Raw genomic sequence first — 15,184 nt, forward strand, 5'->3', positions numbered from 1 at the left:
TTTTTGTTTTCCAAAGCGCGAGTATAGGAGGAGCTGGAGCTAATATGGGTGGACAATCACAACTACAACCACAACCACAAATGAAGCCACAATTAAAAGCCAAGCAGACGGTAAGCCTTAGGGCGGTATTGCTGTCTCTTTTAGTATTAATAGCCAATGTTGTTGTTAATGGCTCGATCTTTTTGTTCTTTCGGGATTCGACGCTAAACCCGCTACTAACGGCGGTTCTGGCTGTTCTATGGGGGGTTCTGGGTGTTTATCTGATCTATTACACACTTACCTGGGCAGTCGAGCAATATCCTGATTACGTACGCCGAAAGGTATTGCCTTATATTTTTATTGGTCCGGCAGTGATTATATTGGGGTGGCTACTGGTGCTGCCTGCGCTGCGGACGCTGTATTTAAGCTTTTTCAATGCTTCTTCAGAGAAATTTGTGGGTCTCAGCAACTATGCAGCGATCTTTAGCGACCATCTAATGGCGACGGCACTGCGTAACAACTTGCTTTGGGTATTCGTTGGTACACTGGCATGTGTAGCTTTTGGGCTCTTGATTGCAATTCTTGCCGACAGAAGCAGCTATGAGAAGCTAGCCAAGTCGATCATTTTTATGCCGATGGCTATTTCTTTTGTAGCCGCAGGCGTTATTTGGAAGTTTGTATATTACTATCAACCCGGCGATGAACAAATTGGACTTTTGAACGCCATCGTTACTTATTTTGGGGGAGAACCACAGGCATGGACGAGTATGCTTCAGCCGTGGAATAACTTTTTCCTCATCATCATTCTGATCTGGATGCAGACCGGATTTGCGATGGTGATATTCTCAGCAGCTATTAAGGGAGTTCCTGACGACATATTGGAAGCTGCACGAGTGGATGGTGCTAATGAGGTGAAGATCTTCTTTGGAATCATGATCCCATACATTTCAGCAACCATTCTGACTGTGACAACGACCATTATCGTCTTTACATTGAAAATATTTGACGTCGTCATGGTGATGACAGGAGGTCAATACGATACAGAGGTAGTGGCTACACAGTTTTACCGCCAATTCTTTATGTACCGGAATTTCGGTTACGGCTCCACGCTGGCTATTGTTCTGCTGATCGCGGTGTTGCCTGTGATCATAATCAATCTACGTCAGTTCCGTAAGCAAGGGGGATTCTAATGGCCGGGAAAAAGAAGAGAAAAGGCAGCAAGACGATTGTTAATATCGTGCTGGGTGTGATTTGTTTCATTTGGTTGCTTCCGACCCTTGGGCTGTTCATTTCCTCCTTCCGTCCGGCTGCCGATATTCTGCAGACTGGATGGTGGAAAGCTTTTCCCCATCAGGAGTGGAAGGCTGGAGAGACCCTTCAGCTATCGAAGGATGTGGATCTGCGGGAGCCGATCGAGGTGAATGGCAAAACCTATACAGATGATCAGCTGAAGGCAGGCGTGAAGGCCGATGGCAGTCGTTTGATGTGGGAGAACCGCAGAGCGCGTACCATAAATCAACAGGAACAAGGCTGGAAAATGACACCGGATCTCACATTGGATAACTACAATAACGTGCTCTCGGGCAAGGAATACAAGCTCAAGCAAGCCGATGGCAGTGAAACGGTGCAAAAGGGTACCGGATTGTCGCAAGCCTTCTGGAATACACTGACGATCGCTGTTCCAGCGACGGTCATTCCGGTGTTAATTGCTTCTTTTGCCGCCTATGCTTTTGCTTGGCTACGTTTTCCTGGGCGCCGCACACTTTTTGTCATCATTATCGCTATGCTCGTTATTCCAATACAAGTGGCACTTATTCCAGTGCTCAAAGATTATACAGCTCTTGGACTGAACGGAAGTTACTTGGGCATTTGGCTGGCGCATACGGCCTTTGGATTACCGCTGGTTACCTACTTTATGTATAACTTTATCAGTCAGCTTCCTAAGGATTTGTTTGAGTCAGCTTTTATGGATGGGGCGAGCCATTTCACTATTTTCAGTAGGCTGATTCTGCCGTTATCTGTGCCCGCACTGGCTTCTATCGGAATCTTTCAATTCCTATGGGTGTGGAATGACTATTTAGTCTCGCTGATTTTTATCGGCAATCAACCGTCAGTGCAGGTCATGTCGATGAAGATCGCCGACTTAGTAGGCTCACGAGGCAACGACTGGCATTTACTCACCTCGGCTGCATTTATCTCCATGCTGATGCCGCTCGCGATTTTTTTCCTGCTGCAAAAGTATTTCGTCAGAGGGCTTATGGGTGGATCAATAAAAGGTTGATTTGAACATTGCAGGAATTATAAGGATGAAGTATAGCTAATTGAACAAAACTGTGTCAGGAGGAGCATAGAGAGATGAAGATGAAACCATACGTACATCCGGCTGCGGTGTATCCTTACCGGGAGTGGAGTCTTGATGAGGAGACTTATGATGAAGAGAACAATCAAAGAAGCGAAAGTGTATTTGCTCTGGGTAATGGATACATTGGCATGCGCGGTAATTTCGAGGAAGGTTACCATGGCCACTCGGGCTCATCTGTAACAGGGAACTACTTGAATGGATTTTTTGATTCCGAGCCTATTGTGTATCCAGAGGGAGCTTATGGGTATCCTTCCCGCAACCAAGCTATGCTGAACGTGACGGACGCCAAGATTATTGAGCTCAGCATTGAGGGTCATACCTTTCAGTTGAACAGTGGGCAAGTGCACCGTTATGAACGGAAGCTGGATATGCGAAATGGGATCTTGCATCGGCAGGTAGAATGGGAATCTCCTGCCGGACACAGGGTACAGCTGAACATTCGTCGGATGGTGGCCATGCAGCATAAACATTTAGCGGCCATAGATTACGAGGTCAAGGCATTGAATTTTGAGGGAACCCTAACGTTTACTTCATCGATCGATGGTGAGATCCAAAGGCCGGAGGTCACGGATGACCCCCGGTTGGGATCAGGGAGTAAGGAACCCAATTTGCTGCTAGTCGAAACCGGGCATGAGCTCGAGCAGTCCTTTTTGTGGATGAAGCAGAGGACGCGGCATACCGGGTTTTCTGTTTTAACAGGGATAAGCCACAGTCTGAAATGTAGCGCTGGATATGAAAGGCTCGTGCAGCTAGAAGATCAGCGATTGTCCATGCAATGGGTTGTTCCAGTGATAATGGGGGAAAGGATCTCCCTGACCAAGTACATTTCGTATCACACTTCTAAGGATTATGCAGAAGACGAGCTGTTAGGCAGGTGCTTAGAAGTGCAACACTTAGCGGAGAACTGTGGGTTTGAAGCGCTAGTTCATGAACAACGGGCTTTTCTGGATCATTTCTGGGCACATACCGATGTGGAGATTCAGGGCGATCTTGCGCTTCAACAGGGTATCCGTTTTAATGCTTTTCAATTGCTGCAATCCGTAGGACGTGACGGGCTTACGAACATCGGGGCCAAGGGCCTGACGGGTGAAGGATACGAAGGTCACTATTTCTGGGATACTGAGATGTATATGATACCCTTCTTTACATTTACACAGCCGGAGATTAGCCGGAAGCTACTCGAGTTTCGTTATGCTACGTTAGATAAGGCACGGGAACGGGCAGCAGTGATGTCTCAGAAGGGAGCACTGTATCCTTGGCGCACCATAGACGGGGCTGAGAACTCTTCCTATTTTCCGGCAGGAACAGCACAAATGCATATTAACGCGGATATTGCCTATGCCATTAAACAGTATGTGCGGGCAACTGGCGATTATGAGTTTCTGGTCCTGGAGGGGGCGGAAATGATTTTCGAGACCTCCCGCTTTTGGGTGGATCTGGGTCATTTTAATCCGGCCAGGGAGGGTGCGTTCTGTATTGACGCAGTAACGGGTCCAGATGAGTATACAGCTATCGTTAACAATAATGCATACACTAATCTTATGGTACGGGATCAACTCTATTATGCATATGAGATAGCCAGACTGTTAGGAAAGCAGTATCCGGAGCATTTTGAACGTCTGAAGGGCAAGATTGGTCTGACTGAGGAAGAGCCTGATGATTGGCTGGTCGCCGCAGAAAAAATGTATGTCCCTTTTGATGAGGAGCTTGGCATCTATGCTCAGGATGATACGTTTCTGACTAAGAAGAAGTGGGACTTTGAACATACGCCAGCGGATAAATATCCACTTCTGCTTCATTACCATCCATTGGTGATTTACCGCCATCAGGTGCTCAAACAGGCAGATCTGGTGATGGCCATGTTTCTGTTAGGTGATCAGTTCAGCTTGGCGGACAAGATCCGCAATTACAATTATTATGAGCCGCTAACGACACATGATTCTTCTTTGTCACCGTGCATTCACAGTATTATTTCTGCTGAGATTGGTGATTTAACGGGAGCGTACGCCTATTTTGACCGCACGGTACGGATGGATTTAGATGATATTAACCGCAATGTGAAGGACGGGCTGCATACTGCTGCTATGGCAGGATCTTGGCTGTCGATTGTGAATGGGTTTGGTGGGATGCGCTTATGTGGCGGTATGCTATCCTTTAATCCTGCCTTGCCAGCACAATGGGACAGCTATCGGTTTAAAATAACAAGCGGTGGGCATTTATTGGATATTTATGTTGATAGTAAGGTAGTGATCTATACACTACTGACAGGTGAAGTGGTTGAAATTCTACATAAAGGGAGCCTTGTGCAGTTAACTGTAAAGAAGCCGGTGTCCCTTTCAAATGTGAAGCAGCTTGAAGCTGTTATTTTCGAGTTGGACGGGATTATTACCGATTCTAGTGAGTATCATTATCTGGCCTGGAAGGCCTTAGCCGATGAGCTGGCGATTTCTTTTGATAGAGAGAAGCATGTACGTCTGAAGGGCCATAGTCGAATGGAATGTTTAGAGATTCTACTGGAAGGAAGCGGTCTGAATTTACCCCAACCGGTAAAAGGAATGCTCTGCAATAAAAAGAACGAAAAGTATAAACAGCTGATTCAACAAATGACACCGGATGATTTGCACCCGGGTATCCATAGTCTTCTGACCGATTTGAAGAAAAAGCGAATCCCTGTCGGACTGGCTTCCGTTAATGAGAATGCAATGCTGATTCTTGAACGATTGAAGATCGGGCGCTTGTTTCAGGCGATTGGTGACCCTAAAAACATCCGTATGGGCAAGCCAGATCCGGAAATTTATTTACAGGTAACCGAGATGCTGGGCATATCACCTGACTGCTGCGTAGCTATCGAAGATACAGCGGAGGGGATAGCTGCCATCAAAGCCGCTGGTATGAGGTCCGTTGGAGCCGGAAGTCCATCCTTGAAAGAGAGTGCTGAGCTCTGGTTTCCTTCTACCGCGGAGTTACATGTAGAGGAATTGGTACAGCTGTTCAAATAATGAAAAGTCGTTGCTCTGAAAAGTATCAAGCCTCCCAGTCATGGGAGGCATGCTGCTTTGTCTATTTTAATACTTTTCGTACCAGCTTGATCTTATTCCCATAGGGTGGGTACACAATCCCAAGGTCGATTCGTGTGCCTCTCTTAACGATGCTTTTGCGGTGGGAAAAGACTTCAAAGCTGTGCTTCCCGTGATAACCGCCGATTCCAGAGTTGCCTACCCCACCAAACGGCAAGCTAGCGTTCGCCACATGCGAGATCGTATCATTGATGCAGCCTCCTCCGAAAGAGACTCGGGAAAGCACCTCTTGTTCAACATTTTTATCCTCTGTGAACAGGTAAAGCGCAAGTGGTTTTGGATGCTCGTTAATACTCCGGATAGCTTCATCCAATTGATGATATTCCAATATGGGTAGGATCGGACCGAAGATCTCATCTTCCATAGAAGCGTCAGTCCAAGCCGCAGGATAGATTAGTGTAGGTTCAATATAACGTTCTTCTGAAATGACGGCTCCGCCCATAACCACCTTTTCCTGATCCCGTTCAATGAGACTGGCGAGTCTTTGCAGCTGGCGCTCATTTACGATCCGGCCATAATCTGTATTCGGCTGCGCATTTCGACCGTAGAATTCAGTAATCTGATGTTTGATTTTGGTGATCAATTCATTAGCAATGTCCTTATGAACGAACAAATAATCGGGGGCGATACAGGTTTGACCGGCATTTAATAATTTTCCCCATACGATTCGCTTCGCTGCAACATCAAGATTGGCTGATGCGTCGACAATGACTGGACTTTTCCCGCCAAGCTCCAAGGTTACAGGCACTAGATTCTTCGCAGCGGCTTCCATCACGATTTTGCCGACCGGAACACTGCCCGTGAAGAAAATATAATCAAACTTGGCATGGATCAGCAGATTGGTGGTCTCTTTCTCCCCCTGAACTACGCGAATATACTGGGGTTCGAAGGTCTCCTGAATGAGCTGCTCTATAACAGCCGTGATGGATGGTGTGCTCTCCGATGGCTTGAGGACAGCGCAGTTTCCAGCGGCAATGGCGCCTATAAGCGGTTCGATCAGCAACTGAAATGGATAATTAAAAGGACCTATAATGAGCGCGGTACCGTAAGGTTCACTTAAGATATAACTCTTCGCAGGAAATAAATGCAGTGGTGATCTAACCTTTACGGGCTTCGCCCAACGTCTGAGATGCTTCATCATGTAACCTAGGCTGTCCAAGGTGAAGCCAATCTCTGTGGCATAAGCCTCGAACTCACTTTTTCCTAAATCCTGTTGTAAGGCAGTGATAATGCGAACCTCGTATCGTTTAATACTGTCTTTAAGTTTCTGCAGCTGACTAAGCCGAAAGGCAACCTCTTTAGTTGTGCCACGATTAAAAAAGTCCTTATGTTCTTCAAGCATCACTTGAATACTAGCCGTTGTATGTGTTGTCATAATACTCCCCTCCTTCATTATAGTAGTTCAGACTATGGGAGCCGATAAAAGGCGAAGGGCTCCCCAAAGCGGAAGGAATCACTTGCCTCGTCCAGCTTGCTCACTGTCTCTTCGTTAAGCTGAATGGAGGTACTATGCAAATTCTGTTCCAGCTGCTCCACGCGTGTAGCCCCAACAATAACTGTCGAGACGGCAGGACGATTCATGAGCCAAGCTAAGGAAAGTGCTGTAGAAGAGGTTCCCAGTTCTTCAGCTATCTGCCCCACTTTGTTCCCCAGTTCGATCCGTTCATGATTCAGGAATCTTTTGAAATTAGGATCGGTATCTGCTCTGGATCCTGAAGGTGCGGAACCGTTTGAGTTATATTTACCTGTGAGAATTCCGCCCGCCAGTGGAAAATAAGGAATAATCCCTACACCTTGATCAAGACAAAGGGAGAGAAGCTCATTCTCCGGGGTCCGATCCGCTAAGGAATAGCTACACTGAATTGAAATATATTTGGCGAAGCTCCGTGCCTCACTAATTCCAATCGCCTTCATTAATTGCCATGCTGTATAGTTGGAAGCCCCGATATAGCGTACTTTGCCCGAAGATACCATATCGTCCAAGGTCCGTAACGTCTCTTCGAGTGGCGTATTGGGATCGAAGGTGTGAATCTGGTATAGATCGACATAGTCCGTTTTTAGGCGGCGAAGACTATCTTCTAATTCCTGCATCAAATGGCGCCTCGAGGAGCCGCTTCCGTTAGGTCCGTCATGCTTAACTAAGCCTGCTTTAGTGGCGAGAACAGCCTCATGTCTTCTACTTTCCAAGGCCAGACCGATGATTCGCTCAGATTCGGAGCCGGCGTAAATATTAGCGGTATCGATAAAGTTAATGCCATGATCCAGCGCAGTATGTACGATCTGAATGGAGGTCTCTTGATCCGCCCTTTTACCAAAAGCGTTTGTCCCCAGTCCCAATGCGGATACTTGTAGTCCGCTATTTCCAAGTCTTTTAAAGTTCATCTTCAGCACTCCTCATCATCCATTTTTTTAGGCTTAGTAAAAAGATCCAGAGCTGTCTCCATGAACATCTTTACAGCTATGGAAGTATCGGTAAGCGAGCTGACTGCGATATGTATATCTCTGTAGGCGTCGGGCTGCAGTTCACGGGTTACTACATTTGGAGGTAAAGATAACAAAGATAGCTCAGACATCACACCTACAGCCAGCCCCTCTTGAACCATATTAAGAGCTGTTGCGTAGTTATTCACCACGTATTTTACATTCAAATGGCTGCTACTTCTGCGGAATAAATCCACCACCGGCGGTTCATAGCCTGCTTTGCAGATTAGCATGGGCTCTCCCGCTAATTCTCTCACACCTATGACAGAACGCTCGTGCAAAGGATGGTCATCTCTGATAACAGCGTACAGCTTTTCTCTATATAGTGGGATGGTTTCGAACGCCTCGCAAGGAGCGAGCAATAAGCCAACATCAATTTCTTTGGATTCCAGCCATTCTCTGACTTCGGCGATAGAGCCCTCCTGCAGGCTAATCGTAATATTCGGATATCTTTCAGTGATAGAGCTAATAATCTTCGGTAAAAAATAGGCAGAAGCCACTGGAAAAGCCCCAATTCGAATGCTTCCCTTCTCAAGCCCCCTCTCGGCGGAAATCTCCTGATTGACCTTATCAAAGCCCATTAGAATTTCACGAAAAATAACAAGGATACGCTTGCCGATGTCAGTAAGCATAAGACCGTTCCGTCGATCTCGAAGTAATAGCTTTACATCCAGTTCGGCTTCTAGAGACGAGATCGCTCGACTGACAGCAGGCTGGGTCATATTCAGTTCTACACCAGCTTTGGTAAAACTACCGCTCTCGGCGATTTTGACGAACAAGCGAATTTGAGTATTGTTCATAACAAATATGATATGCCCCTTATGAGTATTATTCATTTCATTTATATTCTTAATTATTGTATCATTTGTGATGAATCTACACCAAGGAGTGAATACATGAATCAGCAGAAGAAAAGCATCATCCTTCTTATATTTTTGGTGATTGTATGGGGCATTAATTGGCCTATATCTAAAATCGCCTTAGACTACGCTCCACCCTTATTATTTGCAGGTATCCGAACCGTCATCGGCGGATTCATTCTTATTCTAATTGCACTTCCTAAGATGAAGGAGCTCCGCTTCAAGCAGCTATGGCCGATCTATCTGACCTCGGCTATATTAAGTATCGTGTTTTATTATGGATTTCAGACGATTGGCTTGCAGTATGTACCCGCAGGATTATTCTCGTCCATTGTATTTCTGCAGCCGGTATTGCTGGGCATTTTTTCATGGCTGTGGTTAGGAGAGAGCATGTACGGGCTCAAAATGGCAGGCCTGTTGCTAGGGTTCATCGGAGTAGGCTCCCTCAGTATTGGAGGACTTAACGGAAGCATCTCTATATGGGGAATTGTGCTTGCTTTAGCCAGTGCCTTGAGCTGGGCAATAGGAACGGTATATATGAAACGAAATGCTGTGCGCGTGGATATGCTATGGATGACCGCTATGCAAATTTCGATCGGCGGTATCATTTTGCTGCTTTCGGGGTCTGCTACAGAGAAGTGGTCGGATATCACCTGGAGTGGAACGTTTATAGCCGATACGCTGTTTATTGCAGTCTTTGTGATCGCTTTAGGCTGGCTGATCTATTTCAAGCTGATTAACGAGGGAGAGGCAGGGAAGGTAGGATCATTCACTTTTTTGATTCCACTAATCTCGATAGGTACTAGCGTAGTCTTTTTAAATGAGCAGATTACTTTGAATCTTGTGATTGGTCTACTGCTTATTGTTAGCAGCATTGTTCTGGTGAATGTGAGGATAGGACGTGCTGCGAAGCAGTCGGTTTAGTTAATTTATGTGGTGATTGTAGTAATCAGGGGCGTATGAGGGCATATTGATGAATAGGCAAGCATAAACGCCTTCGGCATCCTTATATTTGAACAAAAGGGACACTCCCGAAGCTTATAGCTTCTGGGAGAGTCCCTTTTTAATAAAACGTAAAGCGCGTGCGACTTCAGCCGTTGAGGGCCGAGTGGCTACAACATAAGTAGCAGATTTAGCACGCTCTACTTCCTCCAGCACCCGGTTTAAGTGACTGAAGACCGCACCAAGATCACGAATGCTTGATAGCGAACAATTCCCTTGTAGTTCAGAGAAACTGGCCAATTGCAGGTCACGAGCACGCTCTATACAATCGGCAAGAGAACGTTGGCATTCGGCGTCTGATAAGGTTTTGGTTCCATAAAGAGCAATGCAATCTGCGGTTGATTCCAGCACATCCTTCATCCAGTCCGAAGAGGCGTGATGCGCTGGCAGAAGACGAATATCGTCGGCGATTTCTTTGACGTAGGAATGAATGCTTTTTAGATGTGAGGTAGCCTGTATGAGTCCCTTCAGTTCACCCCGGCACTGATAATGTGTGAGGGTATAGAACATTTCTTTCTGTTCCCGGCTGCTATTCGACAGGAGTTTACCTGCTTCCTCCAGCAAATTATCTTTCGGAGAATCACGTCTTACGCCTACGAGATCTTTTAATGCATCCGCAAGTAGAAGACTTCCTTCGAATGCCAATGCTTTTACCTTGACGAACCTGTTCGGCGGCACGATAATCATATTGATGACAAGGGCGATCAGCACACCTATAAATGTTTCCCCTATTCTCCAAAGCACGTAGTCATTCTGGTAAAAAGTAAGAGCTAGAACGGAAGTAACACCCACCTGTGAGACAGCTTGAATGTTCATCTTACAGGCCGTAGCGATGCCAATCCCGATGAGTAGAATGAGCAGGATAGAAAGCCCACCTACATCAAAAAACTGGCCAACAATTAGGCTAACGATCCCGCCAAGAATAATGCCGATCAGGCGGTAGATTCCTTTTTCTAGCGATGCTTTAACACTGGCTTGGGTGATGAGGATAGCCGCAAGGGGTGCAAAGTATAAATATTGGCTACCATATATGCTGTGTACGGCGACCCATGAAAGTGAAGCGGCCAGCGTAATTCGTATCATGTAAAGTGAGAAACCATATTTTTCAAGGCGGTCTTGTAACCCCTCGTTCATTATCATTCATCTTCTTTCGGAAAAAAATGAAAAAAACTGTCTGGTCTTTCAGTTCGTTTTCATTATAACACCTTAAAAAAGGCTTGGAGGACTGGATATTTTACAAAGTTGTTAAGTTTACGCATTCCTTATCCATGTAAGCTATCGCATATAATGGTACAATCTAATATGCTATATCTATTGGAGTGTCGAATGAGAGGAGGAATTGTCGCTTATTAGCGCTGAGCATGCCCATTCGATTGTTCTCCGCGAGATGCGGGTAAAATAGTATTGTGATACTTTAGGCAGGGAGGTTGTTAGCTATAGCTATTCAGGAAGGCACCATTATTTCATTTGAAGAGGTTACCAAGCAATATGACGACGAAGATCCGGTGTTAAAAGGAGTCAGCTTTGAGATAGAGCGCGGCAAATTCTATACACTACTTGGTCCATCAGGCTGTGGTAAAACGACTATTCTACGATTGATCGCTGGGTTCGCAGAGCCAACAAGCGGTTCTATCTATTTAAACGGTAAAGTGATCAACCACATTCCAGCCAATGAGCGGCAGGTCAATACGGTATTTCAGGATTACGCATTGTTTCCACACCTGAACGTATTCGAGAATGTGGCTTTCGGACTGCGCATTAAGAAGCTTAAGAAAGACGTCATCACGAAGAAGGTGCAGGAAGCGCTAAGTTTCGTTAACCTTGTGGGCTACGAGCAGCGTGCCATTAACGAAATGTCCGGTGGTCAACGTCAGCGCGTGGCCATTGCTCGTGCGATTGTGAATGAGCCGCAGGTTCTTTTGCTGGACGAGCCGCTATCTGCGCTCGATCTGAAGCTGCGAACAGAGATGCAGTACATACTGCGTGAAATGCAGCAACGACTTGGCATTACCTTTATTTTTGTTACACATGACCAGGAAGAGGCACTCGCGATGTCCGACTGGATTTTTGTCATGAACAAAGGAAAAATCGAACAAAGCGGAACACCTAATGATATCTATGATGAGCCAATTAACCGTTTCGTAGCTGATTTTATTGGCGAGTCCAACATTGTTCCAGGTGTTATGATTGAAGACTATCTGGTGGAGTTTAACGGGCGCCGCTTTGAATGTTTCGATGCTGGTCTTAAACCTAACGAATCTGTGGAGATTGTTATACGTCCCGAGGATTTGGAAATTTCAACGCTGGAACAGGGTAAGCTACGTGTGCGAGTGGATTCCCAGTTGTTCCGGGGTGTCCACTATGAAATCAGTTGTTATGATGAATCCGGACATGAATGGCTTGTGCATTCTACACGTAAGGCGACGGTAGGTAGTGAAATTGGCCTTTATTTTGATCCGGAAGCGATTCATGTTATGCGTTTTGGTGAAACGGAGGAAGAGTTCGACAAACGTCTGGAAGCTTACGGCGAGGTGGAGAGTCATGAAGAATAAGGGCAGATCGTATTATCTCATCCCTTATTACCTGTGGATCGCCTTGTTTGTAATCGCACCAGTGCTGCTTGTCATCTATTATTCTCTATTTGATCTGGATGGGCATCTTACGCTAGATAACTACGTGAACTTCTTTACACCTGTGTACTTAAAAATGACGCTGACCTCATTCTGGTATGCGTTTTTGATTACAGCATTCTCTTTGCTGGTCGCCTATCCGGCGGCATATCTGTTGACGAGAACGAAGCATAAGCAGCTATGGTTATTGCTGATTATTTTACCGACATGGATTAATTTACTGCTAAAAACTTACGCTTTTATCGGCATATTTGGTACGTTCGGACCAATCAACAATTTCTTTGACCTGCTTGGAATCGGAGAACAGCAAATTTTGTTTACGGGCTTCAGTTTTGTATTTGTATCTGTGTATATCTTTATCCCATTCATGATCTTGCCGATCTACAGCGCTTTGGAGGATCTTAATTTATCCTTGCTGGATGCGGCACGTGATCTGGGTGCTTCAGGCTGGACAACGTTCCGGCGCGTTATTTTTCCATTGACCATTTCGGGTGTGCGTTCCGGATGTATGGCGGTATTCATTCCAGCGCTGTCCCTGTTTATGATTACTCGTCTGATTGCAGGCAACAGGGTCATTACACTCGGTACTGCAATTGAGCAGCATTTTCTGGTCACACAGGACTGGGGCATGGGCTCCACGGTCGCAGTGTTTCTGATTGCTATTATGGCGCTGTTTATGATTATTACCGGCGGATCGCGGAAAGGGGTGCGGAATGAGAAATAAAAACGGGTTCTCCAATCTGTACCTAGTGCTAGTGTTCGTTGTTCTGTATGCGCCAATCTTCTATCTGATGTACTATTCGTTCAACAGCGGGGGGACGATGCACAAGTTCGAGGGCTTTACGCTGGATTACTACCGTGAGGTCCTTCAGGATACACGTCTAATTATCATCATGATCAACACGCTTGTAATCGCGCTTCTGTCCTCGGCTATCGCCACGCTTATCGCTATTATTGGTGCATTGGCCATTAAGAGTGTACAGAACCGTCGTGCTAAAAACACCTTGTTATCTCTGAACAACGTGTTGATCGTTAGTCCGGATGTCATTATCGGTGCATCGTTCCTGATCCTGTTCACCATTGCAGGCATCAAGCTTGGCTTCGTGTCCGTTCTGCTTTCGCATGTCGCGTTCAGTGTACCGATTGCCGTGTTGATGATTCTGCCGCATTTACAGGATATGAGTCCTTCACTAACGGATGCCGCACGTGACCTCGGCGCAAGCCGCAAGGATGTTCTGACTAAGGTTATTCTGCCGATTATCAAACCGGGGATCTTTAGTGGATTCTTCATGGCGCTTACGTATTCACTGGATGACTTTGCAGTTACGTTCTTCGTAACGGGTAATGGTTATTCGACGCTATCGGTTGAGATTTATTCCAGAGCTCGGCAAGGGGTGTCGTTATCCATTAATGCGCTATCGACACTGATCTTCCTGTTCACGATACTGCTCGTTGTCGGTTATTACTTCCTGACCCTTAAGAAGAACCGTCAGAATACCTCGGAAGCTGTGGCGGAGCCAGTGGCGGAAGCGGGGGTGCCTAGATGAAACAGCTGGTAAATGCTTTTTTGGCGATCATGATCACGGCATTCGCTCTAATGTACTTGGGCTCCTGGATGAACTCGAGAGAGGGCTATTCCGGAGGGAATACACTGACTATCTATAACTGGGGCGACTATGTCGATCCTGATCTGTTGAAGGAATTTGAAAAAGAGACCGGATTAACGGTCATTTACCAAACTTTTGACTCTAATGAAGCTATGCTAACTAAAGTGGAGCAGGGTGGAACTACTTTTGATGTCGTAATTCCTTCGGATTACGCCATTGCTAAGATGAAAGAAGAAAATCTGCTCATACCGCTGGATCATAGCAAGGTTCCGAATCTAAAGAATATTGATCCGCGGTTTATGGACCTTTCCTTTGATCCTGGCAACAAGTATTCCGTGCCTTACTTCTGGGGAACCGTCGGGATTATCTTCAACCCGGAGATGACCAAAGGGATGGACTTCACCAGCTGGGATTCCCTCTGGGACAGCAGGCTGAAGAACAACATTTTCTTGGTGGATGGAGCACGCGAAGTGATGGGTATGGCTTTGAACAGCCTGCACTATTCCGTTAATGACCGGGATGAGGCTCACCTGCAAGAAGCACTGACCAAGCTGAATAGACTGTCTCCTAACGTTAAGGCGATTGTCGGAGATGAGATCAAGATGCTGCTTGCCAATGAAGAGGCTGCCGTTGGGATTGTGTGGTCCGGTGATGCTTCTGAGATCATGGATGAGAATGATAAATTGGATTATGTAGTGCCTGAGGAAGGCTCGAACAAGTGGTTTGATAACATGGTCATTCCACGAACTGCGGATAATGTGGATGGAGCGCATAAGTTCATTAACTTCATGCTTCGCCCAGATGTAGCGGCTAAGAATGCAGAATACGTAGGTTATTCCACACCTAACATCCCTGCGCTGGAGCTACTTCCTAAGGAAACTTCCGAGGATACCCGTTTCTACCCGCCTGCTGAGATTACGGATCGGCTTGAGGTGTATGATAATCTTGGCAAACGGATGCTTGCTCATTACAATGAGCTCTTCCTGAAGTTTAAGATGAATAAAAAGTAAGTCGTTTGGAGGTGAAGTCAAACGACTTCAAGAGCGTCTACATGCGGATTACCGTGTTAGACGCTCTTTTTTGAAATATAAGAAAGTAGAGTTTTACGTTTTCGTGAAACGATCATCACCCTTTAAATGATGCCGAAGGCGTTCCTTCTTGGCTGGAAGTATATTGTAGTATAATG

General features: G+C 46.0%; 12 protein-coding genes. 8 read left to right on the plus strand and 4 right to left on the minus strand.

Translation table 11 applies throughout. The annotated features are described in order from the left end of the window. Window positions 1-80 precede the first annotated feature (80 nt). From MKY52_RS10410 to pgmB, 3 genes are all read left to right on the plus strand, one after another. Window positions 81-1,169: a carbohydrate ABC transporter permease gene (locus tag MKY52_RS10410; protein WP_042194677.1), complete on the plus strand. Its 1,089-nt coding sequence runs from the start codon at window positions 81-83 to the stop codon at window positions 1,167-1,169. Further along, entirely contained in the window at window positions 1,169-2,260 is a 1,092-nt protein-coding gene (locus MKY52_RS10415) for a carbohydrate ABC transporter permease (protein WP_042131499.1), read from the plus strand. Before MKY52_RS10410 ends, MKY52_RS10415 begins: the two co-directional genes overlap by 1 nt. A 74-nt stretch (window positions 2,261-2,334) precedes the next feature. After that, the gene (pgmB, locus tag MKY52_RS10420; protein ID WP_341051244.1) at window positions 2,335-5,340 is read left to right on the plus strand and encodes a beta-phosphoglucomutase; all 3,006 of its coding nucleotides are present in this window, start codon (window positions 2,335-2,337) and stop codon (window positions 5,338-5,340) included. Window positions 5,341-5,401: 61 nt separating this feature from the next. Here pgmB and MKY52_RS10425 read toward each other — a convergent pair whose 3' ends face one another. Genes MKY52_RS10425 through MKY52_RS10435 form a run of 3 tightly spaced genes read right to left on the minus strand, consistent with a single transcriptional unit; the run spans window position 5,402 to window position 8,699 of the window. Further along, entirely contained in the window at window positions 5,402-6,793 is a 1,392-nt protein-coding gene (locus MKY52_RS10425) for an aldehyde dehydrogenase (protein WP_341051245.1), read from the minus strand. 32 nt (window positions 6,794-6,825) lie between these two features. Further along, entirely contained in the window at window positions 6,826-7,800 is a 975-nt protein-coding gene (locus MKY52_RS10430) for an aldo/keto reductase (RefSeq protein ID WP_042192711.1), read from the minus strand. Window positions 7,801-7,802: 2 nt separating this feature from the next. Further along, complete coding sequence (locus MKY52_RS10435) at window positions 7,803-8,699, minus strand: LysR family transcriptional regulator (protein ID WP_341051248.1); 897 nt, start codon at window positions 8,697-8,699, stop codon at window positions 7,803-7,805. 96 nt (window positions 8,700-8,795) lie between these two features. Here MKY52_RS10435 and MKY52_RS10440 point away from each other — a divergent pair, with 96 nt between their 5' ends. Next, complete coding sequence (locus MKY52_RS10440) at window positions 8,796-9,683, plus strand: DMT family transporter (RefSeq protein WP_341051250.1); 888 nt, start codon at window positions 8,796-8,798, stop codon at window positions 9,681-9,683. A gap of 114 nt (window positions 9,684-9,797) precedes the next feature. Here MKY52_RS10440 and MKY52_RS10445 read toward each other — a convergent pair whose 3' ends face one another. Further along, window positions 9,798-10,895 (minus strand): FUSC family protein, encoded by a 1,098-nt coding sequence (locus MKY52_RS10445; RefSeq protein ID WP_341051251.1) that lies wholly within the window; start codon window positions 10,893-10,895, stop codon window positions 9,798-9,800. A gap of 308 nt (window positions 10,896-11,203) precedes the next feature. Here MKY52_RS10445 and MKY52_RS10450 point away from each other — a divergent pair, with 308 nt between their 5' ends. Genes MKY52_RS10450 through MKY52_RS10465 form a run of 4 tightly spaced genes read left to right on the plus strand, consistent with a single transcriptional unit; the run spans window position 11,204 to window position 15,008 of the window. Beyond that, complete coding sequence (locus tag MKY52_RS10450) at window positions 11,204-12,313, plus strand: ABC transporter ATP-binding protein (protein ID WP_042194671.1); 1,110 nt, start codon at window positions 11,204-11,206, stop codon at window positions 12,311-12,313. Beyond that, window positions 12,303-13,115: an ABC transporter permease gene (locus MKY52_RS10455; RefSeq protein ID WP_042192705.1), complete on the plus strand. Its 813-nt coding sequence runs from the start codon at window positions 12,303-12,305 to the stop codon at window positions 13,113-13,115. The genes MKY52_RS10450 and MKY52_RS10455 overlap by 11 nt, the downstream gene beginning before the upstream one ends. Continuing rightward, window positions 13,105-13,938: an ABC transporter permease gene (locus tag MKY52_RS10460; RefSeq protein WP_341051252.1), complete on the plus strand. Its 834-nt coding sequence runs from the start codon at window positions 13,105-13,107 to the stop codon at window positions 13,936-13,938. The genes MKY52_RS10455 and MKY52_RS10460 overlap by 11 nt, the downstream gene beginning before the upstream one ends. Further along, a complete protein-coding gene (locus MKY52_RS10465; RefSeq protein WP_076284904.1) occupies window positions 13,935-15,008 on the plus strand; it encodes an ABC transporter substrate-binding protein in 1,074 nt (357 codons plus the stop codon). The genes MKY52_RS10460 and MKY52_RS10465 overlap by 4 nt, the downstream gene beginning before the upstream one ends. Window positions 15,009-15,184: the final 176 nt, after the last annotated feature.

Source organism: Paenibacillus sp. FSL P4-0184 (assembly GCF_038004625.1).
GTDB lineage: Bacteria > Bacillota > Bacilli > Paenibacillales > Paenibacillaceae > Paenibacillus_AQ.

Excerpts from the sequence above, each read along its gene's own strand:
- MKY52_RS10410 (WP_042194677.1), top strand. The coding sequence starts at position 81 with ATGAAGCCACAATTAAAAGCCAAGCAGACGGTAAGCCTTAGGGCGGTA.
- MKY52_RS10415 (WP_042131499.1), top strand. The coding sequence starts at position 1,169 with ATGGCCGGGAAAAAGAAGAGAAAAGGCAGCAAGACGATTGTTAATATC.
- pgmB (WP_341051244.1), top strand. The coding sequence starts at position 2,335 with ATGAAGATGAAACCATACGTACATCCGGCTGCGGTGTATCCTTACCGG.
- MKY52_RS10425 (WP_341051245.1), bottom strand. The coding sequence starts at position 6,793 with ATGACAACACATACAACGGCTAGTATTCAAGTGATGCTTGAAGAACAT.
- MKY52_RS10430 (WP_042192711.1), bottom strand. The coding sequence starts at position 7,800 with ATGAACTTTAAAAGACTTGGAAATAGCGGACTACAAGTATCCGCATTG.
- MKY52_RS10435 (WP_341051248.1), bottom strand. The coding sequence starts at position 8,699 with ATGAACAATACTCAAATTCGCTTGTTCGTCAAAATCGCCGAGAGCGGT.
- MKY52_RS10440 (WP_341051250.1), top strand. The coding sequence starts at position 8,796 with ATGAATCAGCAGAAGAAAAGCATCATCCTTCTTATATTTTTGGTGATT.
- MKY52_RS10445 (WP_341051251.1), bottom strand. The coding sequence starts at position 10,895 with ATGAACGAGGGGTTACAAGACCGCCTTGAAAAATATGGTTTCTCACTT.
- MKY52_RS10455 (WP_042192705.1), top strand. The coding sequence starts at position 12,303 with ATGAAGAATAAGGGCAGATCGTATTATCTCATCCCTTATTACCTGTGG.
- MKY52_RS10460 (WP_341051252.1), top strand. The coding sequence starts at position 13,105 with ATGAGAAATAAAAACGGGTTCTCCAATCTGTACCTAGTGCTAGTGTTC.
- MKY52_RS10465 (WP_076284904.1), top strand. The coding sequence starts at position 13,935 with ATGAAACAGCTGGTAAATGCTTTTTTGGCGATCATGATCACGGCATTC.